The organism is Pseudomonas sp. B21-041, assembly GCF_024748675.1.
In the GTDB taxonomy this organism is placed as follows: Bacteria; Pseudomonadota; Gammaproteobacteria; order Pseudomonadales; family Pseudomonadaceae; genus Aquipseudomonas; species Aquipseudomonas neuropathica.
In genome coordinates, this window is the sequence record NZ_CP087175.1 from 81,011 (window position 1) to 105,405 (window position 24,395).

The following is a 24,395-nucleotide window of genomic DNA, read 5'->3' on the forward strand; positions in this document are numbered from 1 at the left end:
GTTCTCCTTATCGGGCACGCTCAACCGCCAGTGTTTACAGCCACCGGTGGATGTCGGGCGGTGATATCGAACAGCGTGTAGGACAGCGTCAGGTGCTTCACATCCTTGGGCATGTCGCGGTCAACAATGAAGCGCACCGGCATTTCGATCTGCTGACCGGGCTGCAGCACCTGCTGGGTAAAGCAAAAGCATTCGGTCTTGTGGAAATACGCCGCCGCATTGCTCGGCGCGATGCTCGGCACGGCTTGCGCACTCATCGGTTTGTCGGTGGGGTTGCGCGCGATGAAGATCATCTCGTTGACCGCGCCGGGGTTGGCGGTGAGTTCGTCATGCTTGGGGTAGAAATCCCAGGGCATGTCGGCGGTGTTGGTCGAGAGAAACTGCACACGGATCTGGCGAGAAGTGTCGACCACTTGCTCACCCTCGTACTGCCCACCGGTCTTGCCGTTGATGCCGAAGGCCTTGCACATCACGTCGTAGATCGGCACCAGGGCAAAGCCGAAGACAAACATCGCCACCACCACCCCGAGCAGGCGGGTGACGAGTTTTTTCAGCGAGATCGAATCAGCCATGGTTCATGCCTCTGCGCAGATCCCTTGTGGGAGCGAGCCTGCTCGCGAAGCAGACAACTCGGTGCACCAGATGAACCGCGTCATCGTTCTTCGCGAGCAGGCTCGCCCCCACAGGGAGATCTGTGTTCATTTCACTTCCGGCGGTGTGGTGAAGGTGTGGTACGGCGCCGGTGACGGCACGCTCCACTCCAGACCTTCCGCACCATCCCAAGGTTTGGCCGGTGCTGGCGGGCCGCCGCGAATGGTCTTGATCACGATGAACAGGAAGAAAATCTGCGTCGCGCCGAACATGAACGCGCCAATCGAGGAGACCATGTTGAAGTCGGCGAACTGCAGGTTGTAGTCCGGAATCCGCCGAGGCATCCCCGCCAGTCCCACAAAGTGCATCGGGAAAAAGGTCAGATTCATGCCGACAAACGACAGCCAGAAGTGCAGCTTGCCGAGGGTTTCGTCGTACATGTGCCCGGTCCATTTCGGCAGCCAGTAGTAGGTCGAGGCGAAGATCCCGAAGATCGCCCCCGGCACCAGCACGTAGTGGAAGTGCGCGACCACAAAGTAGGTGTCCTGGTACTGGAAGTCCGCCGGGGCGATGGCCAGCATCAGCCCGGAGAAACCGCCGATGGAGAACAGGATCACGAACGCCACGGCAAACAGCATCGGTGTCTCGAAGGTCAGCGAGCCTTGCCACATGGTGCTGGCCCAGTTGAACACCTTCACCCCGGTTGGCACCGCGATCAGCAGCGTGGCGTACATGAAGAACAGCTCGCCCACCAACGGAATGCCGACCACGAACATGTGGTGCGCCCAGACGATGAACGACAGGAACGCGATGCTCGCCGTCGCGTAGACCATCGAGGTGTAGCCGAACAGCGGCTTGCGCGAGAAGGTCGGGATGATCGAGCTGACGGCGCCGAAGGCCGGCAGGATCATGATGTACACCTCGGGATGCCCGAAGAACCAGAACACATGCTGGAACAACACCGGGTCACCGCCACCGGCAGCACTGAAGAAACTGGTGCCGAAGTGGATGTCCATCAGCATCATCGTCACGCACCCGGCCAGCACCGGCATCACCGCGATCAGCAGGAACGCGGTGATCAGCCAGGTCCAGACGAACAGCGGCATTTTCATCAGCGTCATGCCGGGAGCGCGCAGGTTGAGGATGGTCGCGACCACGTTGATCGCGCCCATGATCGAACTGATGCCCATCAAGTGGATGGCGAAGATAAAGAAGGTCACGCTTTCCGGCGCATACGTCGTCGACAGCGGCGCATAGAACGTCCAGCCGAAATTCGGCCCGCCACCGGGAGTGAACAGGGTCGACACGAGGATCAGGAACGCCGCCGGCAACAGCCAGAAACTGAAGTTGTTCATCCGCGGCAGGGCCATGTCCGGCGCGCCGATCATCAACGGGATCATCCAGTTGGCGAGGCCGACGAAGGCTGGCATCACCGCACCGAAGACCATCACCAGACCGTGCATGGTGGTCATCTGGTTGAAGAACGCCGGTTCGACGATCTGCAATCCGGGCTGGAACAGTTCGGCGCGAATCACCATCGCGAACGTACCGCCGAGCAGGAACATGGAAAACGCAAACCACAGGTACAGGGTGCCAATGTCCTTGTGGTTGGTGGTCAGCACCCAGCGCATCAGGCCTTTGGCGGGGCCGTGGGCGTGGTCGGCATGACCGTGGTCATCGATGACAGCGCTCATGGCCGGTCTCCTTTACGTGAGTGGGTGGGGCGGGCCGGGGCGCGCTGCCCCGGCCGGTTCACGAGGTACGCGATAGACCGGCTCATTTGCTTTCCGCCTGTTTCAGCTCCAGCACTTCTTTTGGCGTGACCATGTCGCCCTTGTTGTTGCCCCAGGCGTTACGTTCGTAGGTCACGACCGCTGCGATATCGACTTCCGACAGCTGCTTGCCGAACGCCGCCATGGCGGTGCCGGGTTTGCCGTGGAAGACAATGCTCAAGTGATCCTTGATCGGGCCGGTGGCAATTTTCGAGCCCTTGAGCGCCGGGAACATCGGCGGCAGGCCTTGGCCTTCGGCCTGGTGACAGGCAACGCAGGTGGTGTGGTAGACCTTGTCGCCGCGCTCCTTGAGTTCGTCGAGGGTCCATTCCTTGCTGGTCAGCTCTTTAAGCTGCGCGGCCTCGGCTTTGCGCTCGGCGAGCCACTTGTCGTAGTCGGCCTTGTCCTTGACCTCGACCACGATCGGCATGAAGCCGTGATCCTTGCCGCACAGTTCGGCGCACTGGCCACGGTAAATGCCGGGCTTGTCGATGCGCGTCCACGCCTCGTTGACGAATCCCGGGATCGCATCGCGTTTCACCGCGAAGGCCGGCACCCACCAGGAGTGAATGACGTCGGCGGAAGTCACGAGGAAGCGTACTTTGGCGCCGGTCGGCAGCACCAACGGCTTGTCGACCTCGAGCAAGTAATGCTCGCTCTTGGTTTCCTTGTTGTGGATCTGCTCGGCGGGGGTGGCCAGGTTGCTGAAGAACTCGACGTCCTGGCCCAGGTATTTGTAGTGCCACTTCCACTGATAACCGGTGATCTGGATATCGATATCCGGCTCACTGGTGTCGTACATCTTGATCAAGGTGGCGGTCGCCGGTACGGCCATCGCCACCAGAATCAGGAACGGTACGACGGTCCAGAGAATTTCGACGGTAGTGCTTTCGTGGAATTTTGCGGCGACCTGCCCGGTAGAACGGCGGTGCACCATCATCGACCAGAACATGGCGCCGAAGACGATGATCCCGATCACCACACAGATCCAGAAAATGGTCATGTGCAGGTCGAATACTGCGTGACTGATTTCAGTCGCTCCAGGCGCCATATTCACAGTCCAGGCAGCGTGTGCCGGACTGAAAATCGACCACAACAGGAGGCCCATCCAGACGTGTGGATGTCGCATCATTGCGGGTTCCCCTTATCGTTCTTGTTATCCCGCCGGCTTTCGCCTGCGGCAAGGGAGCGGCTGCATCAGACTACGAACTTGAATCGCCGGGCCTTGCTGCGGGTGCAGTCGGGCGTCATCAGCTAACTCCATTCAATGGCGAGTATAGACAGCGACGGGAAATTGCAATGTGCGCACGTAAATCAGCTGAAACAGCTGGCACTTGCGTTCAAGGGCACGAATGGAGAAGGATGCAGACGAGTGGTGGCAAACCGATATAACGCAGGTGCATCAAGGATGAAATAATTATGACAAATGCGTCTTAGCATTTTTCGTAAGCCAGCTAAGTTATGTCTTCCCTATTTCATTGCCTTGTTTCCTGGAGTTTTCATGAACACCGCCGCATTGCGCGAGCAGATCCAAAAAGCCCAACAACACGAAAAAGAAACCGGCCTGCTGACCCGTCAGCTGGAAAGCAAGCTGCCTCATTTACACCCGGCGATCCAATTGCCGGAAGCCGACGCCAACGGTGTGCTGACGCGTTTTGTCGCCGCCTACATTGATGAAGTGCCAGACCTGCTGGATGCAGCCAATGAAGTTGCCAGGGAAGCGGGAATCGAATCGCAGATCAAACCGGTGCTGAAAATCGCCGAGCAGTATTTCCTCCAGCCGCCAGCCATCATGGCCGGGCACGTTGGCCTGGACAGCCTGCTCGACGAAGCCTATCTGGCGCACCGTTTTGTTGAAGAGGTCAACGACCTGTACATCAAGCATTTCGGCCAGCCACTGATCCCCTTGGACATGACGGTCGCTAACTTGATTGCTCACCAATTGATCGGTGAGGAATTTGCCAACCAACTGGACGAAGCGGTGCATCACGCCATCGACGAGATGCTCAACGACGAGAGTTTTGCCTTGGAGTCGGTAGAAGCCTACCGCGGCAAACTCAGCAGCCCGGACACCGGCGCCGCGTGGAAACGCTGGCCATGCATGAGCCGACGCCTGGGTGTGGGCCTGGAACTGGACCAGCCTGCTGCCTGAGTTCACACGATCCAATGTAGGAGCTGCCGCAGGCTGCGATCTTTTGATCTTGATTGTTAAAAACAACATCAAAAGATCGCAGCCTGCGGCAGCTCCTACAGGGGTTGAGTTCAACCAGCAAATTTAGCCGGCAGCGCCGATCCCGGTAGTTGTGCGAATCCGTCCCTCAAGCCTGCGCTTCAACCCGCGCGACTCAATCAACAGCTTCGAGCCCTTCGCCGCATTCGCCCGGCCCCACTCCTCCAGCAACTCCAGACACGAATGGTCGATGTAGCTCAGGTTATTGAGCGGCACATGCACCGTGGTGCCTTGCGGAATACTGCCCAGCACTTGCGTCAACGCCGGCACTTTGAGGAATGTCGCCGCGCCGACCAGACGCAACTCCATCTCGCCGTCCTGCGGCAGATCGATCAGGCTGATCTTCAATCGCGAAGCCTTGAATGCCAGTTTCAACATCGTCAGACCGAAACCGATCAACACCCCGGTCAGCAGGTCAGTGAAGATGATCGACAGCGCCGTCGCCGCATAGGTGAACATCGGCATCCGCCCATAACGACCCAGACCTCGAAACGCTTTGAGATCGACCAGTTTGAACCCGGTGTACACCAGCACACCCGCCAGACTCGCCACCGGAATGCTTTGCAGCACACTCGACAGCAACAGCACGAACGCCAGCAGCCACAGACCATGGAAGATCGTCGAGTAACGCGTGGTCGCACCAGCCTGTACGTTGGCCGAACTGCGCACGATCACCCCGGTCATCGGCAGCGCGCCGAGCAGACCGCAGAGCATGTTGCCGACACCTTGCGCCGACAGCTCACGGTCGAAGTCCGAACGCACGCCGCTGTGCATGCGATCCACCGCAGCGGCGGACAACAAGGTTTCGGCGCTGGCGATAAACGCCACGGCGAACGCGGCGATCAGCAGCGTCGGGTCGGCCAGGCTGAGCAGGTCCGCCGGTTTCAGCCAATCAATGGCTTCGGCCAGATTCGCCGGTACTTCAACACGTTTGACCTGCAACGCCAGCAGCAGACTGGCAGCTGTCGCCAGACCCACGCCGAGCAATGCACCGGGCACGAAACGTAGCGAATGCGGGCGAAATTTTTCCCATAGCCACATCACCGCAATCGTCGACAGCCCGAGGAGTCCGGCCTGCCAGCCGAACGACGGCAAGGCTTGCGCCACGGCTGCCGGGAATGCCGTGAGGTTGTCCAGTCCAGACGGTTTTGGTGAGGCATCGAGCATCACATGCACCTGCGATAGCACGATCAATACGCCAATCCCCGCCAGCATCCCGTAAACCACCGCTGGCGCCGTAACCCGAAACCAGCAACCGAGTTTCAAGCGCCCGGCCACCAGTTGCAGGAAACCGGCGAGCAGCAGAATCGGCCCTAGCATTTCAATGCCGTGCTGGCGCACCAGTTCAAACACCAACACCGCCAGACCCGCCGCCGGCCCGCTGACCTGCAAAGGCGAACCCGCCAGCCAGCCAACCACCAGACCGCCGATGATCCCGGTGATCAGACCTTTGGCAGGTGGCAATCCTGACGCAATCGCGATACCCATGCACAGCGGCAACGCGACCAGAAACACAACCACTGAAGCGAGCAACTCCCGTGGCAACACCGCTTTCAATTGAGCCGCACGCATGGCGATTCTCCCGAAGTTTTCTTCAGGCATGGCTTCGCCGAACCGCTGAAACAGCGGCCGGCGTCAAACCACACAGATGTTTAGGAAGATTTAGAAGCGCGCTTTGGGCGTCGCCACCGGAATCGGATGGCTACCATCGAGCGGCAGGAAACGTCCCTGATCCGCGTCGTAAGCTTTAATTTCGCTGGTTTCGATGTTGTAGACCCAGCCATGGATGAACAGATGACCGTTCGCCATGCGCGAGGCTACCGAAGGATGGGTACGCAAGTGCTGCAATTGGGCGATGACGTTTTCCTCGGTGAGGATCGGCATGCTTTCTTTTTCGTCGGCGCAGTGACAGTTGTCGTGCACCATGGTTTTCGCGACTTCAGCGTGGCGCAGCCAGGCTTTGACTGTCGGCATCTTTTCCAGGCTGTCCGGATTGAGCACCGCACGCATGGCGCCGCAATCGGAGTGGCCGCAGATAATGATGTGCTGCACGCCAAGCGCCAGTACCGCGTATTCGATAGCGGTGGATACGCCGCCGTTCATCTGGCCGTAAGGCGGGACAACGTTGCCGACGTTACGGGTCACGAACAGATCGCCCGGCGAGCTCTGGGTGATCAGCTCAGGGACGATGCGCGAGTCGGCGCAGGTGATGAACATCGCCTTTGGCGCTTGGGCCGTGGCGAGTTTCTTGAAGAGTTCTTCCTGCTGGGGAAAGACCTCATGATGAAAATGCAAAAAGCCGTCTACGATCTGTCGCAGCGCTGCATCGGCGGATTCCGCTTCAGGGGTTTGCGCCGACGCAGCCAACGGCTGTTTATCCTTGTCACTCATGATTCATCCTCTTTGGCGGATTAGGGGAGTCGTTCCCATGTATTCCGGTATGAAGCCAGTGGCTGTTTAAAACATCCGGGTCATCCCGACCCGTCAGTCACTCGATGAACAAGGTAGCCGCCGAAACTTAACTCAAACTGAATCAAACGCTCTAGCACGTGTGTTCCAGGTCACAAAAAACGTGACTGAGTGATTTCGGCGGAAGGATTCCAACCCCTCAACCATAGGCCAATTGTCGCTAAATCAACGACATCTGGCGACCCGGCGGACAGAAGGCAGTGCAATCGAGGTTGTAGCTTTCGCGGTGATTGATGCCCAGACGCTTGATGGCTTTGGCAAATCGTTGCGCGAGCAGGTCGGCGAACACCCCTTCGCCGCGCATGCGTGCGCCGAAACGGCTGTCGTAGAGCTCGCCGCCACGGCTCTGGCGGATCAGGCTCAGCACATGCGCGGCGCGTTGCGGATAGTGCGCCTGAAGCCATTCTTCGAACAGCGGCGCCACTTCCAGCGGCAGACGCAGCATCATATAGGCAGCGCTTTGTGCTCCGGCCGCGTGGGCTTCGTTAAGCAGGTTTTCGATCTCGCTGTCGTTGATCATCGGAATCATCGGTGAACACAGCACGCCGACCGGTATGCCTGCTTCGCGCATGACCCGAATGGCGCGCAATCGCGCTTTGGGTGCAGCAGCGCGCGGTTCGAGGATGCGTTTGAGCTCGTCATCGAGCGTGGTCAGGCTGATCATCACCGCGACCAGGCGTTGCTCGGCCAACTCGGTCAGCAGGTCGAGATCGCGCAGAATCAGCGAGCCTTTGGTGACGATGGTCACGGGATGTCGATAGCGCAGAAGCACTTCGAGGGTCTGCCGGGTGATTTTGTGTTCGCGCTCGATCGGCTGATACGGATCGGTGTTGGAGCCCAGGTTGATCGGCGCACATTGATAGCCTTTTTTCCCGAGCTGTTCCTCCAGCACTTGGGCGGCGTTGGTCTTGGCGATCAGCCTGGTTTCGAAGTCCAGCCCTGGCGACATGTCCCAATAAGCGTGGCTGGGCCGTGCGTAGCAATAGATGCAGCCATGCTCGCAGCCACGGTAGGGATTGATCGAGCGGTCGAAGGGCAGATCCGGAGAGGTATTGCGGGTAATGATGGTTTTCGCGGTTTCGATCATCACCTCGGTGCCTTGGGTCAGCGGCACCTCCTGATACCAGCCGTCATCCTCGGCCACCGAACGGTTCGGCGCGAAGCGGTTGTGCGGGTTGCTGGCGGTGCCGCGACCGCGCTGGGGGAGAGGGTTGATCATTGGGCAGGCTCCAGATCTGTATATGCATACAGTACATGAGCAAGCCCGCTGTGATCCAGTACCGTTCAGCGATGGGATACTTGTTGAGTTCCAAAATTTATATATAGGTGCAGAGCCGAAGTACAACCCGAGATACATATGTTTGATTGTCGCGACAAGTTATCAAAGATAGCCTTGGCTACTCCGAGTGGCACTTGTCCGATAACTAAATTAAAAGGATTTAATTCATGTCTTACCTCAATCAACGCGGTGTCTTTGTGCAAATGATGCAACCCAATGCATCGGAACCCAACACCATTGTTTCGATGCAACTGGCACGAAAGGAACTGGGCTGGAACGCCGAACAGGAACTGCCTACCGAGGCGCTGGTCGACTCGATCTACGTAGTGGCGGTGTCCAGCGACCGTGGCAAAACGTTCACTGTTCGCACCAACAAGAAAGATGTGGACGGTGATGGCGATATTGATAACGACGACAAAGCGAAGTTGATTGCACTGGCCAAGGCTTATGTAAGTATCGTTAATCCGTAATTGAAAATGTAAGAATCTCACAGCAAATAAAAATAAAGCCCTGCATGACGACTCATGCAGGGCTTTATTGTTTTAGAAGAAGAGACGGTAAATGGCAGGTGGCCGGTAAAGGACTGGCTGGGCATACACCCTGTCAGCTTTGACAGTAGACCGGAATTCTCGCCAAACCTAATCTCAAGCACGCAATCAATCTGCAGGGTTTCATCCATGGCTATCAGAATACTGCTGGAAATCGCGGATATGGATCGGGATGCAAGTCCGGAAATCGCTTTTTATCACTACAGCGAGGACGCGACCGAAATGATGGATTACGACTATTCGCTTTTTGCTTCGTCGTCGCAGGCCAATGGTCGTTATGACGTGATCTGCGAAGACGCCGTCGATACTGACGGCGATGGCGACATCGACAAATACGACGAGAAGCTTTATCTGCAGCTGGCCGATGCATTTGCGCAGTTTAAAGGCTTTCAGCCCAAGCGTTGATCGGCCGCTGACACCGCACGAAAAGTCGAACCGTGCCAACGGCGTATCAATCACATCCGTCAGTTATGCGTAGTGACTTGCCCCAAATCATCCCCGGAAGTCGTTTGCATATCGTTCTTGCGTAGATTGGCTACATCTTCAGCGTCAACTGGCGCGCCTTTGTTGCCCCAACTGCCACGAATGAAACTCACCACATCCGCCACTTCCTGGTCCGACAGGCGCCAGGCAAAGCCCGGCATGGTGAACGTCGACGGTGCCGTGTGCGTCGCCGGCAACGTACCGCCCTTGAGCACAATGTGAATCAACGAAGTCGGGTCTTCCGATTGCAGCACCGGATTGCCCGCCAGCGCCGGGAACACCCGGGTGTAGCCGTGACCATCGGTGCGGTGGCACGCCGCGCAGTTGTCGATGTACACCGCAGCACCACGCTGACTGTCGTCACCGTTCCACAGTGCTTTGGCGGCTTTCTCATCGTACTGATGCGGTTGATCGTTCGGATCAGTGGCCGGCAGTGATTTGAGGTAGCGGGCAATCGCGGTCAGGTCGGCATCGGTCATGTATTGCATGCTGTGGGTGACCACGTCGCTCATGCCGCCGAACACCGCGCTGCGATCGCTGCGCCCGGTCTTGAGAAACTGCACCAGTTGCTCTTCGCTCCAGCCGCCGAGGCCATCCTTGTGATCGCCGCGCAGGCTTTTGGCGATCCAGCCTTCCAGCGGCGCACTGCCGGCGAGGAAGGTTGTACCGTCAGCCGCACTCAGGGATTTTTCCTGCATGGTCAGCGCGCGTGGTGTATGGCAGGCACCGCAGTGGCCGAGGCCTTCGACCAGATACGCGCCACGACTGATGACGGCGTCGTCACCGACTGGCTTGTAGTCCTCGACCTTCGGCGCAAACATCCAGCGCCAGCCCATCAGCGGCCAGCGCATGCTCAACGGCCATGGAATATCACTGCCCTTGTTTTCCTGTGCCACCGGTTCTACGCCGTGCATGAAATACGCGTACAGCGCTTGCATGTCGGTTTCGCTGACACGCGCGTAGGACGGATACGGCATCGCCGGGTACAACGTACTGCCGTTTTTGGCGACGCCATGGCGTACGGCCTGATCGAAGTCTTCGAAGCTGTATTCACCGACGCCGGTTTTATCCGGGGTGATGTTGGTCGAGTAGATCGTGCCGATCGGCGTTTCCATTGGCAGGCCACCGGCGAACGGTTTGCCGCCCTTGGCGGTGTGGCAGGCTACGCAGTCACCGGCGCGGGCGAGGTATTCGCCCTGTTTGATCAAACTTTGATCAACTTCAGCCGCATGGATTGCGGCGCTGCCGAGCAGCGCCAGAGTCGCGATAACGAGATTTTTCATGGTCATCGCTCCTTAAGCCTGAACCAGCGGGCCGGGGTTTTTCAGGTACTGCTCGCGGATCGCCTTCGCCGACCAGTAGGTCAGTGCGGCAACCAGCCCGGTCGGGTTGTAACCCAGGCCCTGCGGGAACGCCGAGGCGCCCGGAACGAAGACGTTGTGCACGTCCCAGCTCTGCAGGTAGCGGTTCAACGCGCTCTTCTTCGGATCGGTACCCATGATCGCGCCACCGTTGAGGTGCGTGGTCTGGTAAGACGCGGTGTTGAAGTGGTCGCCGACTTTCTTGCCGATCACCGCAATGGCTTTCGGGCCCATCGCTTCGGCGACCTTGCCCATTTTCTCGACCATGAAGCGGTTCATCTTGATGTCGTTTTCCTGCCAGTCGAAGGTCATCCGCAGCAGCGGCAGACCGTAGGCATCGCGGTACACCGGATCGAGATCGAGGTAGTTGCCACGGTAGGACTGATGCGCGCCGTGGGCGTCCATCGACACCTGGTGGGTGTAGTAATCGGCAGTCGCGCGTTTCCAGGCACTGCCCCACGCAGGTGTGCCCGGCGGGTTCGAAGTGCCGGCAATCGGCCGGCTGCCGGCCTGGTTGACCCACATCGGCGAGCCGCCGACGAAGCCGTGCGGGCCGTGGTCGAAGTTATCGGCGTTGAAGTCATCCAGCGCCACGCCGTTACCGCCGGCGCCAATGAAGTTGTTGGTGTGGGTGTCCTTGTCAAAGAACGCCTTGATGGTCGCCATGTTCTGGTAGGCAAAGTTACGCCCGACCACGCCTTCGCCGCTGATCGGGTCGTATGGCTTGCCGATGCCGGACAGCAGCATCAGACGCACGTTGTGCAACTGGAACGCGCCGAGAATCACCAGATCCGCCGGTTGCTCGATCTCGCGACCCTGACCGTCGATGTAGGTCACGCCGGTGGCTTTGGATTTGCTGCTGTCGAGATTGACCCGCAACACATGCGAGTTAGGCCGCAGCTCGAAATTCGGCAGCGGCTTGAGCGCCGGCAGAATGTTCACGTTCGGCGACGCCTTGGAGTACATGTAGCACACGTAACCGCTACAGAAACCGCAGAAGTTGCACGGGCCCATCTGTGCGCCGTAAGGGTTGGTGTAAGGCCCCGAGGTGTTAGCCGAAGGCAAGTTGTAGGGCTTGTAACCGACTTCAGTCGCTGCTTTGCCGAACAGCTGTGCGGAGACTGTGTTTTTCTGCGCTTCCAGCGGGAACGGGTTGGAGCGATCCGGCGCGTACGGGTTGCCGCCCTTGCCCTGACCGACCAATTGGCCTTTCACCGTCCAGGCCTGGCCCGAGGTGCCGAAGACTTTTTCGGCGAAATCGAAGAACGGCTCCAGCTCTTCATAGCTGACGCCGAAGTCCTGGATGGTCATGTCCTTGGGGATAAAGCTTTTGCCGTAGCGCTCTTCGTAGTGGCTGCGCATGCGCAACTCGATCGGATCGACCCGGAAGTGCACGCCCGACCAGTGCAGTCCGGCGCCGCCAACACCATTGCCTGGCAGGAACGCGCCCAACTGGCGGTTCGGCAGGGCGATGTCGTTGACGCTATGACGAATGGTGACGGTCTCTTTGGAGATGTCCTGAAAGAGTTTTTTGCGCACGCTGTAGGTGAGTTCGTCGATCACCTGCGGATAGTTGCCGTCCGGGTAGGTGTCCTGCATCGGCCCGCGCTCCAGCGCCAGCACGTTGAGACCCGCTTCGGTCAGTTCCTTGGCCATGATCGCGCCGGTCCAGCCGAAACCCACGATCACTGCGTCAACCTTCTTCATTACCGTTGCCATGCTTACGCCCTCTCGCCGCGAATCGAAACTGCCGGGAAGGGTATTGCTCGTTACGTTCCACCCAATCCATGAAATCGGCGCGGGCGCCGGGGAAGCCGATCATGGTCCAGCCGACCATGCCTTTGTTGCCACCGTGGATCGGGTCGCAGAAGAACCCTTCCTTGGTGTTTTGCAGCAGCAGATTGAAGAAAATCTTTGCCGGAACCGCATCGAATTGCGGCTTGCCAGCTTCGAGTTGCTTGAGCAAATCGTCTCGGGTAGCGCTGTCTTGCTCAGCAAATACTTTACCGTTGAGGGATTTTGCCCACTGATCCGTGGCGGCGATGCCGAGTCGATAGATCTCTTTGGGCACCAGTTTGCTCTGCCAACCCATTTCCGGAGCGGCGTCGGCATTGAACGGGCCTTGCATGTACCAAAGCGCACCGGCGGCGTACGGCGTGTTCATCTGGCGGTCGATGTATTCCGGCACACCGGCTTCGAGCGCGCCCGGTCCTTGAGTATCGTTGGGGATCAGTTGAGCAACGGCGGCATTGATGAACGCCCACTCTTCGGCGGTGAAATAACTCGGTTGGTAGACGCTGGCATCAGCGTGAACCGGTTGCGGCGCGGGCGCAGCCGGCGCTGCTTCAGGCGCTGCTTGCAGGACGCTGCTGCCCAGACCGGTGCCGGCCAGGGTGACAACCGGGATCAGGGTCAGGGATTTGCGCAAAAACTCACGCCGCGGGTTGTCTCGATCTTCATCAGACATTGGGGTGCACCTCATCAGGCATTAGAGGACAGCCGCTTCTGCGAGCGGCTTGAGGATTTTTCGTCGCGACGGATCCGGTCTGACCCGGAAAAAGGGGACGCGTCTGCAACATGATGTGACAAATGGTAGCAGGCTAAGCTTCCGGATAAACCGATTCAGCGGAAAAAACACCGGTTTTCTTTACGGCAGTGCTGGAAAGCGTGCGGATTCACGTTTCTTTGACAGGCGCCTCACAGGGCTTTGACCGCGCAACGCCGAAGCTGCGTTTCCCCCTCATCGATGAATCCCGACACGGTAAAACCAGCATGTCCCGAGTGCGTTTTTTTCCTGCTTTGTGTATAGCTTTTTTAGCACTGTTGCCCTGGATACCGGCCCAGGCGGCGACGGCATCGACGGTTCGTCCGACTGAGTGGGCGCAACCGGTCGAAGTGCAATACAACCTGTTCCAGCTGTCGCCATTGCTCTATCGCAGCGCCTTGCCGGATGACGGCGCGGTGCCGCTGCTGAAAAGTCTCAAGGTCGCCACGGTGATCAACTTTCTGCCAGAAGCGGACGACTGGTTGTCTGACCCCGACATTCATCAGGTGCAACTTCCCTATCGCACCAATCACGTTGACGACGCCGATGTACTCAAGACCCTGCGGGCTATTCAGGCTGCCGAAGCCAATGGCCCGGTGCTGATGCATTGCAAGCACGGTTCCGACCGCACCGGACTGATGGCGGCGATGTATCGAGTGGTGATTCAGGGGTGGAGCAAAGAGGATGCCTTGAGCGAGATGACCCAAGGCGGTTTTGGCGACAGTATTCATTTCAAGGATGGTGTGCGTTACATGACGCAGGTGGATGTCGAAAAATTGCGCACGGCGTTGGTCAATGGCGATTGCAGTACCAGTGCTTTCGCCACCTGTTCAATGAAAAGCTGGTTCAAGTCCGCCCACATTGAGTGATCGGCGCGTCAGTCCGGTTGCGCTGCCAGATCAGCAGCCACCGGCTGACCCATAAAGGTCTCCAGCGCGCTGAGCAGCGAAGTCGAATCACCGGAGAAGAACGCTTCACGCAGTTCCCGGCCGGTTTGCGTATTGAATATCCCATCACGCCCAAAGCGCTTGAACGCTTTGCTGGCCAATACGCCTGACCACTTGTAGGCGTAGACCGAGGCTTCGTAACCGGTCACCAGATAATCGAAACTGTTGGCAAAGCGGCAATAGGCGGGTAATTGCAGCTGCGGAATTTTTTGCAGCACCGCTTCGAAGCACGATTGCGCGTTTCGGCCATTTTCCTCGCTACGGTGCAATTCAAGATCGAGTAAAGACTCAAGCAGCAGCGTGGCGGTATCGCGACTGGTGTGCGTCGCGATCGCGGCCAGTGCTGACGTTAGCCGTGTGCGGCTTAGCGGCGCGCGGGTTTTGTAATGTGCTGACAGCCACTGAAGCAGTTCCTCTGAAAGGCTCAATTGCTCGAACAGTTGCCCGGCGAACTCACCTGTATCGCGCGCCAGTTGCGAGATCCCCGACAGGTTGTGGTGGGGCGAGCGGGTCAGCACCTGTTGCAGGCAATGCCCGAACTCGTGGAATAGCACGCGCAGGTTCTTGTGTGAAAGCAGGCAGGGATACTCGCTGGTCGCGGGCGGGAAGTTGCAGTGAAGGATGGCAATCGGCAGGGCCGGCCGGCCCTCGGCATTGATTCGTCGGTTGCGCACGGTATTGGTCAAGGCAAAGTCGGGGCCGTCCTCACGATGAAACGGATCAAAGTAGATGTACCCCATCACCTGATCGTATTCGCTGACTTCAAACAGCCGCACCTCCTCGTGCCAATTGCTTAGGTCTTGTTGCTCGGCCAATTTGATACCGAACAGGTATTCATTGAACTGGCAGAACCGGCGTAGCGTTTCATCTAGCGGGAAATACTCGCGAAGTCCTTTCAGTGTGCTCGCCGAGCGTAGCTGGCGTAATTGCTCAGCAAAAAACTCGAAATCCCAGGCCTGCAGTTCTGCGACGCCCTGCGTTGCGGCGAATGCTTGCAGCGCCTGCATGTCCTGATCCAGTGCGGCACGATTTTGCTCGATCTGTTGCTTTAAAAAATGTTCGACCTGAGTGGGTGAGGTGGCCATGTGATTTGCAAGCCGCAGTTGGGCGAAGCTCTCGAAACCCAGCAACCTGGCTTTTTCATGGCGTAACCCGAGTAACTTTTGCAAAACCGGACCGTTGTCGAACTGAAGAGCATGCGGTCCTTGATCCGAGGCCCGGGTGCAATAAGCGCGGAAATACTCTTCGCGCAAACTCCGGTCTCGCGCATTTTTCATGATGTATTCGTAAGTGTTGCGATCCAGCGTCAGCAACCAGCCGCTTTTTCCCGTTCGACGCGCATTGAGCGCCAGCCGATCCTTGAACGCGGCTGACAGGCCGTCGAGCGTCGCCGATTGGTCAATCTGCTTGCTCCAGGCGGCATTGCTGCGCTCCAGATTGATTTGGAACAATTGCTCCTGAAGCTCGATGTCGAGGTTTATCGAGGTTAACCGCTGGCGCTGTTCGGCGGGCAATTCGATGCCCGACAGACGAAAAGAGCGCAGGGTCTTGGCTAACGACGCTTTGCGAAAGTCATCGAAGCTGTCGGCGATCGAACTCTGCTGCAGACGTTGATAGGTGTGATAGAGCTCCAGGTTGGCAGACTTCTGCACCCGATAGCGTGCCGCAGTAATACTGCACAGGGCGCTCTGCTCTACCCAGTCGACATCAGCACTTTTGACCGTCGAGAGCACGTCGATGAGAACCATGGTTTCAGCGAGCCGTGCGTCGGCTTCGGCGACGGCTATCACCAGATCATCCCAGTTGGGGTGGTCGGTCTGGGTGGCGATCACTTCGGCGATGATCCGCTGGTTATCGGCCACGATGGCATTGATGGCGGGTGCCAGGTGCTCGGCCTTTACGTCGGACCAGGCCGGCAGTTGCCAGCGTTGTAGCAGGGGATTGGTAGGGGGCATCGCGTCTTCCTTGACCGTAGGCTGAAAAAATCAGCCTACGGAGAAAGCGCAAGGGCAAGGCATTACATAGATACCACCTCGCACCGTTGATTCGGTGCGAAGTAGCCACAGCTCAATTGGGCTGGTCAGGTTTCTTTTTCAGTTTCGGGTTGGGAAAAAACTGCACCGCCTGCAGGGTCTTGTCCGGCGCAGGTTTGTTCAGCGCGCTGGTGTTGACCCGCGTGCCCAGCTCTTTCGGTACCGACAGCCCTTGCTCGTTGAGCGTGTCCGAGTAACCGCAGGCCACACACTCACGGTGCGGCACGCTGTCTTCGTTCCACATCATCAACTTGTCCGGCTCGCTGCACGCCGGGCAGACCGCCCCGGCGATAAAGCGTTTCTTGGTAATCACAGGTGCCTCACTCATGCTGCCGCGTCCTCACTCAGGCCGCTGTGGCGCAAGAGTGCGTCAATCGATGGCTCACGGCCACGGAAGTCGACGAACAGCACCATCGGTGCCTGCGAACCGCCGCGCGCCAGAATCGCTTCGCGGAAAGCCCGGCCGGTTTCAGCGTTGAGCACGCCGTCCTCTTCAAACTTGGAGAATGCATCCGCCGACAGTACTTCAGCCCACTTGTAGCTGTAATAACCCGCCGCGTAGCCACCGGCGAAGATGTGCGCGAAGCTGTTCGGGAAGCGGTTGTAGGCCGGCGGACGCATCACCGATACCTCGCCACGCACGCCTTCGAGCACTTGCAGCACGCTACGGCCGTCGCCGTGGGTGGCATGCAGTTCGAAGTCGAACAGCGAGAACTCGAGTTGGCGGACCATCATCAGGCCCGACTGGAAATTCTTCGCCGCGAGCATTTTTTCCAGCAGGTCCTGGGGCAGCGGCTCGCCGCTTTCGTAGTGACCGGAAATCAGTGCGAGGCCTTCCGGTTCCCAGCACCAGTTTTCCATGAATTGGCTCGGCAGCTCGACCGCATCCCACGCCACGCCGTTGATCCCGGAAACACCAGCGTGATCCACGCGGGTCAGCAGGTGATGCAGGCCATGGCCGAATTCGTGGAACAGCGTGGTCACTTCATCGTGGGTCAGCAGCGCAGGCTTACCGCTGTCGGCCGGGGTGAAGTTGCACACCAAGTTGGCCACCGGGCTTTGCAGTACGCCATCAACCGTGCGGCGACGGTCGCGGGCGCCGTCCATCCACGCACCGCCACGCTTGTTGGCGCGGGCATAGAGGTCGAAGAAGAAGCGGCCGACGTGCTGGCCGTTTTCCTTGATTTCGAACAGGCGCACGTCCGGATGCCAGGTGTCGAAACCTTTCTGTTCAGCGATTTCGATGCCGTATAGACGCTGAACGATGGCGAACAGGCCGCTTAGCACTTTGTCGATCGGGAAGTAGGCGCGCAGGGTTTCCTGAGCAACGCTGTAACGTTGTTCACGCAGCTTTTCACCGTAGAAGCCGCTGTCCCAGCTTTGCAGGTCGGCGCAGCCCTGTTCGGCGGCGTAGGCGCGCAGCTGTTGCAGATCCTGCGCAGCGAACGGCTTGCTGCGCTTGGCCAGATCGCGCAGGAAGCTCAACACCTGATCGCTGGACTCGGCCATTTTGGTGGCCAGGCTCAGCTCGGAGAAACTGGCGAAGCCCAAGAGTTTGGCGAGTTCCTGGCGCAGGTCGAGGATCTCTTCCATCACCGGGCCGTTGTCGTGCTGACCGGCGTTCGGGCCTTGATCCGAGGCGCGGGTGCAGTAGGCGGCGTAGACTTCTTCACGCAGGGCGCGGTCTTGCGCGTAGGTCATCACAGCGTAGTAGCTCGGGAATTCCAGGGTGATCAGCCAGCCGTCGAGGCCTTTGGCTTGTGCGGCAGCAGCCATTTGCGCCTTGGCCGAATCGGTCAGGCCGGCGAGGGCGGCTTCGTCGCTGACGTGCTTGGTCCACGCCTGAGTGGCGTCGAGCAGTTGATTGGAGAAACGGCTGCCCAGCTCGGACAGTTTGCTCTGCACTTCGGCGTAGCGTTTCTGCTCGGCTTCCGGAAGGTCGATACCCGACAGACGGAAATCACGTAGGGCGTGTTCCAGAATAGTCTTTTGCGCCACGTCGAAACCGGCGGCTTCCGGACTGTTGGCCAGCGCTTCATAAGCCTGGAACAGCTCGCGGTTCTGGCCCATCTCGGTGGAGTAGGCGCTCAGGGCTGGCAGGCACGACTCGTAGGCTTCGCGCAGTTCGGCGCTGTTGCACACGGCGTTGAGGTGGCTGACCGGGCTCCAGGCAGCACCGAGGCGATCATTAAGTTCGTCCATCGCCAGTACCAGGCCGGACCAAGTCGGGTTCTGAACCTGAGTCTTGAGGATTTCGGCAATGGCGGCGCGGTTGTCGGCCAGGATCGTTTCGATGGCGGGCAGGACGTGTTCGGCACGGATCGTGGAGAACGGTGGCAGGTCGTAGGACTGCAGCAGAGGGTTGTTCACGCTCACGGTTGGCACCTTGGCTGGGGAAACATTGCCCCATCTTAATTACAATCGACATTCACCGCAGCTATCGGCGACAGAGAGAGAAATTATCGTGTCCGTTCGCAAGTACCAGAATCACACCCCAAGCCTTTGCAAAGGCGCGTTTGTCGACGGCTCGGCGGTGGTCATCGGCGACGTCGAAATCGGTGAAGACAGCTCTGTCTGGCCGCTGACCGTGATCCGTGGCGACATGCACCGCATTCGTATAGGTGCGCGCACCAGCGTCCAGGACGGTTGCGTGCTGCACATCACCCACGCCGGCCCGTTCAACCCCGACGGCTTCCCGCTGCTGATCGGCGATGACGTCACCATCGCCCACAAAGTCATGCTGCATGGCTGCAGTGTTGGCAGCCGCGTGTTGATCGGCATGGGCAGCATTGTCATGGACGGCGCGGTGGTCGAGGACGATGTGATCATTGGCGCCGGCAGCCTTGTGCCACCGGGCAAGCATCTGCAAAGCGGCTTCCTCTATGTGGGTAGCCCGGTGAAACAGGTGCGAGAACTCACCGACAAGGAAAAAGCCTTCTTCACTTACAGCGCGGCGAACTACGTGAAGCTCAAGGACCTGCATCTTGCCGAAGGTTACGACCAGCTCTGAATTGCCTTACACCTGCTCAGGATTTCTCATGCATTACCAGACCGTACTGTTCGACCTCGATGGCACCCTGACCGACCCGCGTGAGGGCATCACCCGTTCCATCCAGTTCGCCCTCGCCAAGCTCGGCATCGATGAGCCGGACTTGACCAAGCTGGAACACTTCATCGGCCCGCCGTTATTGCAGGCGTTCATGCAGTTTTACGGATTCGATGAGGCCAAGGCATGGCAGGCGGTGAATTTCTATCGCGAGCGCTTCAAAGTGACGGGCCTGTACGAGAACCGTGTGTTCGATGGCGTCACGCCGTTGCTGGAAACCCTCAGTGGCCAAGGCCGGCAGCTGTATATCGCCACCTCGAAGCCGTGGGAATTTGCCCGCGAGATTGCCCGGCATTTTGATTTTGCCCGGCACTTCAAGGTGATTTACGGCAGTGAGCTGGATGGCACACGGACCAACAAGGTTGAGTTGATTGCGCATCTGATCAAGGAAGAAGGGCTGGACCCGGCGAATACGTTGATGATCGGTGACCGTAAACATGATCTGATCGGGGCGCGCAGCAATGGGCTGGATGCGGCGGCGGTCGGTTATGGGTTTGGCAGTTTCGAAGAGTTGAGTGCCGAGGCGCCGGCTTATCACTTTGAAACGCTGGACGAGTTGCATCAGGCGTTTCTGCGGCGCTGATCAGTACGCCTTCGCTGGCAAGCCAGCTCCCACAGGTGAGCGATGTGCTCAGGCTCACCGCTGTCCCTGTGGGAGCTGGCTTGCCAGCGATGAGGCCAGATCAGCCACTGATATCTCATCATCTGCCAATGCTTTCAGTGCCGCTTTACGCTCAGTCACCGGTAACCCACCCAACCGCTCTACCTCAGCATAAAATCTCAGCCAATCCCCCCCGACCTTTTTGAACAACGCCGCAAACGCCGGCACCCACTGGTCATACAGCCCAAACGGCAGCAATCGCGCATTGTTCAGCGGCGCATTCACCCAGGCGTCATAACGCTTGTCCCCGGCCCACTGGCTGTCTTTCATCAGCCGATAATCCCGGCGAAACCGTTCGAACTCTGCCGCTTTGCGTTCGCGCATCTGCTCCGCCGGTAATGGCTGCGCATACAACTTCTCCAGCCGTGAGCGGGTTTCGAGCACCAACTCAATAAACTGATCGCGTTGTTTGAGCCGCGAATCGGTATCCACCGGCAACCCGCGAAATGCTCGCCACTGCCGCGTGCCTTCCTGCTCGACAAACGTGGCGAAGGATTCGTTGAATTCGGTGTCGTCTTTCACATAAAAGCGCTGATGCGCCAGCTCATGAAAGATCAGCGTGGCCAGGCGCTCGTCGCCCCAGCCCATCATCGAATTAAGAATCGGGTCATTGAACCAGCCGAGCGTCGAATAGGCCTCGACGCCGCCAATCGATACGTCCATGCCCTGCAATCGCTGGATCGCCGCTTCACCGCGCGCCGCGCTCTGGCTGTAATAACCGCGATAGGCCACGCAGCCGGCAATCGGGAAGCAATGGTTCTGCGGTGTCAGGGAGAACTCTTGAGTGGCGAACACATTCCACACCACGTACGGGCGATGGATGTCGGCGTACAGGCGATAGCTCTGGTTATCCGGCAAATGCAGATGCTCGCTGGCAAAGGTACGGGCCTTTTGCGACTGCGCCAAGTGGGTGCGCAGAGTGGCGTCGCGGCTCGGATCGTTGATCACCTTTTCCACAGGCTCGCGCGCCCGCAGCAATTGCAGTTGGCCGCTGGCCAACTGCGTGTAATAGCTGACGCTGGCGCAACCGTTGAGCAACAAAAACATCACACCCGGAAACAAAATCCGAAAAACGCGATCAAGTAACCCAAGGCTTGGAAACGGCCTGCTCAAAATAAGAAATCCCCCGGAGAGTCTGCCCGCAAGACTATCCCGCCTTAAGGAGCACCGCTATGCGCATGTTGATGCTGTCAGGAGGCCTGCTGACGCTGGCCGGTTGTGCCGGATTCGGAATGCCCGATCCTGACCCTTCGCAAGCCTGGATCGATCTTGATGCCCGGCAGCAGGACACGGCGCTGCAAGCGCTGCAGGTCGATACCCAAGCGACTGCCGACAAACGCTACTTCGAAGTACAGCCCGGCAGCCATGAGTTGAAGGTGCGTTATCAATTCCCGGTCGAGGCGACCAACATCGGTCCTGACGCTGAGCCGCTGTGGCGCGATTGCCAGTTGAGCGTGAAATTCAAGGACTTCAACGCCGGCCAGCGTTATCAGTTGCAGGCCGGCAGTATTGGTTTCCGGCCTTGGGCCAAGCTCTATGACGAGCAGCGCAAAGTGGTAGGCCAGGGCACGCCGGCAGGCTGTCAGCGCACCTGAACGGCGCTATGCTGAGTATTCAGATCAGTGGATATTCGTCATGCGCCAGTTGCTGTTGTTGCTCGTTGCTACTCTTGTGGCCGGTTGTCAGACGCCATTGCCCCCGGTCGATCCGCAGATGGCCTGGGTCGATTTTTCGACGCCGACACCCGGCGGTAAAGTGCTGATGGCCGAGCGCCTCGACAAACAGCGACTGAATGACGGGCGCTACTTTCAGGTCACCCCGGGCAGCCACGAATTGCGCGTGCGGTTTGATTTCGAAGTGTTTGGCGGTGGTGGCGCCCTGATGACTGGCCCCGTAGAGCGGCTGTGCTACCTGTACATCCGCTACGACCATTTCGAGGCCGGGCAGCGTTATGTGCTGGAAGGGCGTTCGCTGGGGTTCACACCGAGCGCCCGGCTGTATAACGCCAAGCGTGAAATCGTCGCCGAGGATTACGACTACAACTGCATTATCTGAGGTGACTCAGCTGTCGTTCTTCTGATAGATGATTTTCTTGCGGCCATAATCGCAAGTGCCGACAACCATGGCGATATCGTGTTTTGCAGCCTCTTTCTTGCTGACGATTTCCAGCGTGTAGGAGGGCACGGCTTTGGCCTGAATCTTTACTTCGATTTCTTTTTTCAGTTCTTCACAGTCTTTGGGTGCCGCAATGACAGAAGTGGCCAGTGCACTGCAGAGAATCGCCAAGCCAATACGTTTCATGAGTGAAGCTCCCTGAGGCAGCGCGCACGGGCGTGCGCTGAAGCTGCTGTCATTTATTCGACCATACTTTTACAGCGAGGGTTCTGACTTCGCTCACAACTTGTGCTGAAGGTTTCAAACCTTGGGTGATCTGCAGATGGCTATCGCGAGCAGGCTCACTCCTACAGGGGATCTTCGACGCCCACAATAATTGTGTTCGCTGGAGATCAACTGTAGGAGTGAGCCTGCTCGCGATAGCGACAGACCAGTCAGAGTCGAATCAACTGACCAGCGAAGCCTCAAGCGTAATCTTCGCATTCAGCACTTTCGAGACCGGGCACCCTTCCTTGGCCTTGTTGCTCAGCTCTTCAAACTGCGCCTGCGTCGCCCCAGGGATTTTCGCCTTGAGGATCAGCTTCACCGCGGTGATCGCGAACCCGCCATCCACCTGATCGAGAGTCACTTCAGCCTGGGTATCAATGCTGTCGGCCTTCAGGCCCGCATCGCCCAGAATCATCGAAAACGCCATGGAGAAGCAGCCGGCATGCGCCGCGCCGATCAGCTCCTCCGGGTTGGTACCTTTGCCGCCCTCAAAGCGCGCCTTGAAACCGTAGGGCGCTTCTCTGAGGACACCGGTTTCAGTGGAGATCGAGCCGATGCCGGTTTTCAGATCGCCTGCCCAATGTGCGGATGCTTTCTTCACGATAGCCATGTCTGCCTCCTCAAGATCTGACGCGGAAACGCCGCGTCGTCGTGGTTTTTGCTTGCAAGGCTTCTGAGGATAGACGCCGCAGCAAAGTTCAGCCCGGCTGAATCGTTGACTTTTTTAGTAGGAAATTTCATCACTGCTATTGAAACTCGGGTATATGCCCTCATTGCACAAAACACGCTTATGGATTCGGCAGGTTTTCGTTTGCAAGAAGAACCTGCCTCCTCACTCGGAGACGCAGGTTTATGAAGCAACTGTCCGACGTAAAATTTTCCACCCTCGATCTGGTGCCGGTGCGCGAGAACGGCAGCCCGGCGCAATCGCTGCGCAACTCGCTGGATTTGGCGCAGCACGTCGAGAAATTTGGCTACACGCGGTTCTGGGTGGCCGAACACCACAACATGGACGGCATTGCCAGTTCGGCAACGTCGGTGCTGCTGGGTTATCTGGCGGGCGGAACGTCGACCATCCGCGTTGGCTCCGGCGGCGTGATGCTGCCCAACCATGCGCCGCTGGTGATCGCCGAGCAGTTCGGCACCCTCGAAAGTCTCTATCCGGGACGGATCGATCTCGGCCTGGGCCGCGCGCCCGGCTCCGATCAAATGACTGCTCGGGCGTTGCGCCGTGAACGCTCCGGCAGTGCTGATGACTTCCCGGAAGACGTCGCCGAACTGGTGCGTTACCTCGGCCCACGTACGCCAGATCAACGTGTGATTGCAATGCCGGGCACCGGCACCAATGTGCCGATCTGGCTGCTCGGTTCCAGCCTGTTCAGTGCGCAACTGGCCGGTGAGCGCGGCTTGCCTTACGCCTTCGCCTCGCACTTCGCCCCGCGTTTCATGCACGAGGCGATTCGCGTTTATCGCAATCACTTCAAACCCTCGGCGGTGCTCGACAAGCCGTACGTGATGCTCGGCGTGCCGCTGGTGGCCGCCGATACTGATGAGCAAGCCGATTACCTGGCGACTTCGGTGTACCAGCGCATTCTCGCGTTGATGCGTGGGCAGAGCCTGGTGCAGCGTCCGCCGGTGAAAACCATGGATGGCTTGTGGTTGCCCCATGAGCGTGAGGCGGTGGGTGATTTCCTCGGTCTGGCGATGGTTGGTAGCCCGCAGAAGATTCGCGCGAAGCTGGAGGTGCTGGTTGAGCAGACCCAGGCGGATGAGCTGATTTTTACCAGTGATCTCTACGAACACGCCGATCGCGTGCATTCGTACGAGTTGTTGGCGCAGGTGATGAAGGGCTGAAAAGCCCCTCACCCTAACCCTCTCCCGGAGGGAGAGGGGACTGATTGAGGTGTTCTCGCGCTCGACATCGACCTGAAAAATCGAGTCGAACTCAGGTTTTGAACAGCCCCCCGATCTGCTCCCTTTCCCCCTCG

At 58.6% G+C, this 24,395-nt stretch carries 23 protein-coding genes and 1 pseudogene; 9 read left to right on the top strand and 15 right to left on the bottom strand.

The annotated features are described in order from the left end of the window. Positions 1 to 20: 20 nt before the first annotated feature. The 3 genes from LOY43_RS00385 to coxB form a co-directional block, all read right to left on the bottom strand. Positions 21 to 572, bottom strand: a complete 552-nt coding sequence (locus LOY43_RS00385; protein WP_077575210.1) for a cytochrome c oxidase assembly protein — start codon at positions 570 to 572, stop codon at positions 21 to 23. Between the two features lie 126 nt (positions 573 to 698). Continuing rightward, positions 699 to 2,285, bottom strand: a complete 1,587-nt coding sequence (gene ctaD / locus LOY43_RS00390) for a cytochrome c oxidase subunit I (protein ID WP_007911725.1) — start codon at positions 2,283 to 2,285, stop codon at positions 699 to 701. Between the two features lie 82 nt (positions 2,286 to 2,367). Continuing rightward, on the bottom strand, positions 2,368 to 3,495 hold the full coding sequence (gene coxB, locus LOY43_RS00395; RefSeq protein ID WP_095049531.1) for a cytochrome c oxidase subunit II: 1,128 nt from the start codon (positions 3,493 to 3,495) through the stop codon (positions 2,368 to 2,370). Between the two features lie 369 nt (positions 3,496 to 3,864). Between coxB and LOY43_RS00400 the strand changes: the two genes are divergently transcribed. Continuing rightward, the gene (locus LOY43_RS00400; protein WP_095049530.1) at positions 3,865 to 4,515 is read left to right on the top strand and encodes a hypothetical protein; all 651 of its coding nucleotides are present in this window, start codon (positions 3,865 to 3,867) and stop codon (positions 4,513 to 4,515) included. Between the two features lie 123 nt (positions 4,516 to 4,638). Here LOY43_RS00400 and LOY43_RS00405 read toward each other — a convergent pair whose 3' ends face one another. The 3 genes from LOY43_RS00405 to LOY43_RS00415 form a co-directional block, all read right to left on the bottom strand. After that, entirely contained in the window at positions 4,639 to 6,165 is a 1,527-nt protein-coding gene (locus LOY43_RS00405; protein WP_095049529.1) for a SulP family inorganic anion transporter, read from the bottom strand. A 90-nt stretch (positions 6,166 to 6,255) separates the two neighbouring features. Next, complete coding sequence (locus LOY43_RS00410; protein ID WP_064116616.1) at positions 6,256 to 6,984, bottom strand: carbonic anhydrase; 729 nt, start codon at positions 6,982 to 6,984, stop codon at positions 6,256 to 6,258. Positions 6,985 to 7,222: 238 nt separating this feature from the next. Continuing rightward, a complete protein-coding gene (locus LOY43_RS00415) occupies positions 7,223 to 8,281 on the bottom strand; it encodes a PA0069 family radical SAM protein (RefSeq protein ID WP_093429491.1) in 1,059 nt (352 codons plus the stop codon). A 227-nt stretch (positions 8,282 to 8,508) separates the two neighbouring features. Here LOY43_RS00415 and LOY43_RS00420 point away from each other — a divergent pair, with 227 nt between their 5' ends. Next, positions 8,509 to 8,811, top strand: a complete 303-nt coding sequence (locus LOY43_RS00420; RefSeq protein WP_095049528.1) for a hypothetical protein — start codon at positions 8,509 to 8,511, stop codon at positions 8,809 to 8,811. A gap of 207 nt (positions 8,812 to 9,018) precedes the next feature. Next, positions 9,019 to 9,294, top strand: coding sequence for a hypothetical protein (locus LOY43_RS00425; protein WP_095049527.1), 276 nt, complete (start codon positions 9,019 to 9,021; stop codon positions 9,292 to 9,294). 59 nt (positions 9,295 to 9,353) lie between these two features. Here the strand turns inward: LOY43_RS00425 and LOY43_RS00430 are convergent, their stop codons facing one another. The 3 genes and pseudogenes from LOY43_RS00430 to LOY43_RS00440 all read right to left on the bottom strand — a co-directional run bounded on the left by LOY43_RS00430 (position 9,354) and on the right by LOY43_RS00440 (position 13,200). Then, the gene (locus LOY43_RS00430; protein ID WP_095125100.1) at positions 9,354 to 10,655 is read right to left on the bottom strand and encodes a cytochrome c; all 1,302 of its coding nucleotides are present in this window, start codon (positions 10,653 to 10,655) and stop codon (positions 9,354 to 9,356) included. A gap of 12 nt (positions 10,656 to 10,667) precedes the next feature. Further along, positions 10,668 to 12,452, bottom strand: a complete 1,785-nt coding sequence (locus tag LOY43_RS00435; RefSeq protein WP_116254160.1) for a GMC family oxidoreductase — start codon at positions 12,450 to 12,452, stop codon at positions 10,668 to 10,670. Between the two features lie 2 nt (positions 12,453 to 12,454). Next, a pseudogene (locus LOY43_RS00440) lies at positions 12,455 to 13,200 on the bottom strand (gluconate 2-dehydrogenase subunit 3 family protein). Positions 13,201 to 13,505: 305 nt separating this feature from the next. Here LOY43_RS00440 and LOY43_RS00445 point away from each other — a divergent pair. After that, positions 13,506 to 14,147 carry a tyrosine-protein phosphatase gene (locus LOY43_RS00445; RefSeq protein ID WP_095049523.1) on the top strand — a complete coding sequence of 214 codons (642 nt, stop codon included), beginning with the start codon at positions 13,506 to 13,508 and terminating at the stop codon, positions 14,145 to 14,147. A gap of 8 nt (positions 14,148 to 14,155) precedes the next feature. Here LOY43_RS00445 and LOY43_RS00450 read toward each other — a convergent pair whose 3' ends face one another. The 3 genes from LOY43_RS00450 to prlC all read right to left on the bottom strand — a co-directional run bounded on the left by LOY43_RS00450 (position 14,156) and on the right by prlC (position 18,634). Then, a complete protein-coding gene (locus LOY43_RS00450) occupies positions 14,156 to 16,180 on the bottom strand; it encodes a M3 family metallopeptidase (protein ID WP_095125102.1) in 2,025 nt (674 codons plus the stop codon). A 112-nt stretch (positions 16,181 to 16,292) separates the two neighbouring features. Beyond that, positions 16,293 to 16,586 carry a YheV family putative zinc ribbon protein gene (locus LOY43_RS00455; RefSeq protein WP_258709044.1) on the bottom strand — a complete coding sequence of 98 codons (294 nt, stop codon included), beginning with the start codon at positions 16,584 to 16,586 and terminating at the stop codon, positions 16,293 to 16,295. Next, complete coding sequence (gene prlC, locus LOY43_RS00460) at positions 16,583 to 18,634, bottom strand: oligopeptidase A (protein WP_258709045.1); 2,052 nt, start codon at positions 18,632 to 18,634, stop codon at positions 16,583 to 16,585. Before prlC ends, LOY43_RS00455 begins: the two co-directional genes overlap by 4 nt. Before the next feature lie 88 nt (positions 18,635 to 18,722). On the opposite strand from prlC, the gene LOY43_RS00465 reads away from it, so the two are divergent. Together LOY43_RS00465 and LOY43_RS00470 are read left to right on the top strand one after the other, a co-directional pair. Then, positions 18,723 to 19,268 carry a gamma carbonic anhydrase family protein gene (locus LOY43_RS00465; protein ID WP_095049519.1) on the top strand — a complete coding sequence of 182 codons (546 nt, stop codon included), beginning with the start codon at positions 18,723 to 18,725 and terminating at the stop codon, positions 19,266 to 19,268. A 28-nt stretch (positions 19,269 to 19,296) separates the two neighbouring features. After that, positions 19,297 to 19,947, top strand: coding sequence for an HAD family hydrolase (locus tag LOY43_RS00470; protein ID WP_095049518.1), 651 nt, complete (start codon positions 19,297 to 19,299; stop codon positions 19,945 to 19,947). Between the two features lie 54 nt (positions 19,948 to 20,001). Here the strand turns inward: LOY43_RS00470 and LOY43_RS00475 are convergent, their stop codons facing one another. Continuing rightward, positions 20,002 to 21,138, bottom strand: coding sequence for an aminopeptidase (locus LOY43_RS00475; protein ID WP_258709046.1), 1,137 nt, complete (start codon positions 21,136 to 21,138; stop codon positions 20,002 to 20,004). Positions 21,139 to 21,197: 59 nt separating this feature from the next. Here LOY43_RS00475 and LOY43_RS00480 point away from each other — a divergent pair, with 59 nt between their 5' ends. Together LOY43_RS00480 and LOY43_RS00485 are read left to right on the top strand one after the other, a co-directional pair. After that, the gene (locus LOY43_RS00480; protein WP_034152270.1) at positions 21,198 to 21,620 is read left to right on the top strand and encodes a hypothetical protein; all 423 of its coding nucleotides are present in this window, start codon (positions 21,198 to 21,200) and stop codon (positions 21,618 to 21,620) included. A 40-nt stretch (positions 21,621 to 21,660) separates the two neighbouring features. Further along, entirely contained in the window at positions 21,661 to 22,080 is a 420-nt protein-coding gene (locus tag LOY43_RS00485) for a hypothetical protein (protein WP_095049516.1), read from the top strand. A 6-nt stretch (positions 22,081 to 22,086) separates the two neighbouring features. On the opposite strand, the gene LOY43_RS00490 is transcribed toward LOY43_RS00485, so the two are convergent. Continuing rightward, positions 22,087 to 22,326: a DUF1161 domain-containing protein gene (locus tag LOY43_RS00490; RefSeq protein WP_093429479.1), complete on the bottom strand. Its 240-nt coding sequence runs from the start codon at positions 22,324 to 22,326 to the stop codon at positions 22,087 to 22,089. A 259-nt stretch (positions 22,327 to 22,585) separates the two neighbouring features. Then, positions 22,586 to 23,017, bottom strand: coding sequence for an OsmC family protein (locus LOY43_RS00495; protein ID WP_034152273.1), 432 nt, complete (start codon positions 23,015 to 23,017; stop codon positions 22,586 to 22,588). A 242-nt stretch (positions 23,018 to 23,259) separates the two neighbouring features. Between LOY43_RS00495 and LOY43_RS00500 the strand changes: the two genes are divergently transcribed. After that, complete coding sequence (locus tag LOY43_RS00500; protein ID WP_034152274.1) at positions 23,260 to 24,261, top strand: LLM class flavin-dependent oxidoreductase; 1,002 nt, start codon at positions 23,260 to 23,262, stop codon at positions 24,259 to 24,261. Positions 24,262 to 24,395 lie beyond the last annotated feature (134 nt).

What these genes read in the sequence shown, in the direction of transcription:
- LOY43_RS00445 (WP_095049523.1), top strand. Translation starts at nt 13,506, where the DNA reads ATGTCCCGAGTGCGTTTTTTTCCTGCTTTGTGTATAGCTTTTTTAGCA.
- LOY43_RS00435 (WP_116254160.1), bottom strand. Translation starts at nt 12,452, where the DNA reads ATGGCAACGGTAATGAAGAAGGTTGACGCAGTGATCGTGGGTTTCGGC.
- ctaD (WP_007911725.1), bottom strand. Translation starts at nt 2,285, where the DNA reads ATGAGCGCTGTCATCGATGACCACGGTCATGCCGACCACGCCCACGGC.
- LOY43_RS00405 (WP_095049529.1), bottom strand. Translation starts at nt 6,165, where the DNA reads ATGCGTGCGGCTCAATTGAAAGCGGTGTTGCCACGGGAGTTGCTCGCT.
- LOY43_RS00410 (WP_064116616.1), bottom strand. Translation starts at nt 6,984, where the DNA reads ATGAGTGACAAGGATAAACAGCCGTTGGCTGCGTCGGCGCAAACCCCT.
- LOY43_RS00420 (WP_095049528.1), top strand. Translation starts at nt 8,509, where the DNA reads ATGTCTTACCTCAATCAACGCGGTGTCTTTGTGCAAATGATGCAACCC.
- LOY43_RS00455 (WP_258709044.1), bottom strand. Translation starts at nt 16,586, where the DNA reads ATGAGTGAGGCACCTGTGATTACCAAGAAACGCTTTATCGCCGGGGCG.
- coxB (WP_095049531.1), bottom strand. Translation starts at nt 3,495, where the DNA reads ATGATGCGACATCCACACGTCTGGATGGGCCTCCTGTTGTGGTCGATT.
- LOY43_RS00430 (WP_095125100.1), bottom strand. Translation starts at nt 10,655, where the DNA reads ATGAAAAATCTCGTTATCGCGACTCTGGCGCTGCTCGGCAGCGCCGCA.
- LOY43_RS00480 (WP_034152270.1), top strand. Translation starts at nt 21,198, where the DNA reads ATGCGCATGTTGATGCTGTCAGGAGGCCTGCTGACGCTGGCCGGTTGT.
- LOY43_RS00485 (WP_095049516.1), top strand. Translation starts at nt 21,661, where the DNA reads ATGCGCCAGTTGCTGTTGTTGCTCGTTGCTACTCTTGTGGCCGGTTGT.
- LOY43_RS00425 (WP_095049527.1), top strand. Translation starts at nt 9,019, where the DNA reads ATGGCTATCAGAATACTGCTGGAAATCGCGGATATGGATCGGGATGCA.
- LOY43_RS00450 (WP_095125102.1), bottom strand. Translation starts at nt 16,180, where the DNA reads ATGCCCCCTACCAATCCCCTGCTACAACGCTGGCAACTGCCGGCCTGG.
- LOY43_RS00385 (WP_077575210.1), bottom strand. Translation starts at nt 572, where the DNA reads ATGGCTGATTCGATCTCGCTGAAAAAACTCGTCACCCGCCTGCTCGGG.
- LOY43_RS00400 (WP_095049530.1), top strand. Translation starts at nt 3,865, where the DNA reads ATGAACACCGCCGCATTGCGCGAGCAGATCCAAAAAGCCCAACAACAC.
- LOY43_RS00415 (WP_093429491.1), bottom strand. Translation starts at nt 8,281, where the DNA reads ATGATCAACCCTCTCCCCCAGCGCGGTCGCGGCACCGCCAGCAACCCG.
- LOY43_RS00490 (WP_093429479.1), bottom strand. Translation starts at nt 22,326, where the DNA reads ATGAAACGTATTGGCTTGGCGATTCTCTGCAGTGCACTGGCCACTTCT.
- LOY43_RS00495 (WP_034152273.1), bottom strand. Translation starts at nt 23,017, where the DNA reads ATGGCTATCGTGAAGAAAGCATCCGCACATTGGGCAGGCGATCTGAAA.
- LOY43_RS00500 (WP_034152274.1), top strand. Translation starts at nt 23,260, where the DNA reads ATGAAGCAACTGTCCGACGTAAAATTTTCCACCCTCGATCTGGTGCCG.
- LOY43_RS00470 (WP_095049518.1), top strand. Translation starts at nt 19,297, where the DNA reads ATGCATTACCAGACCGTACTGTTCGACCTCGATGGCACCCTGACCGAC.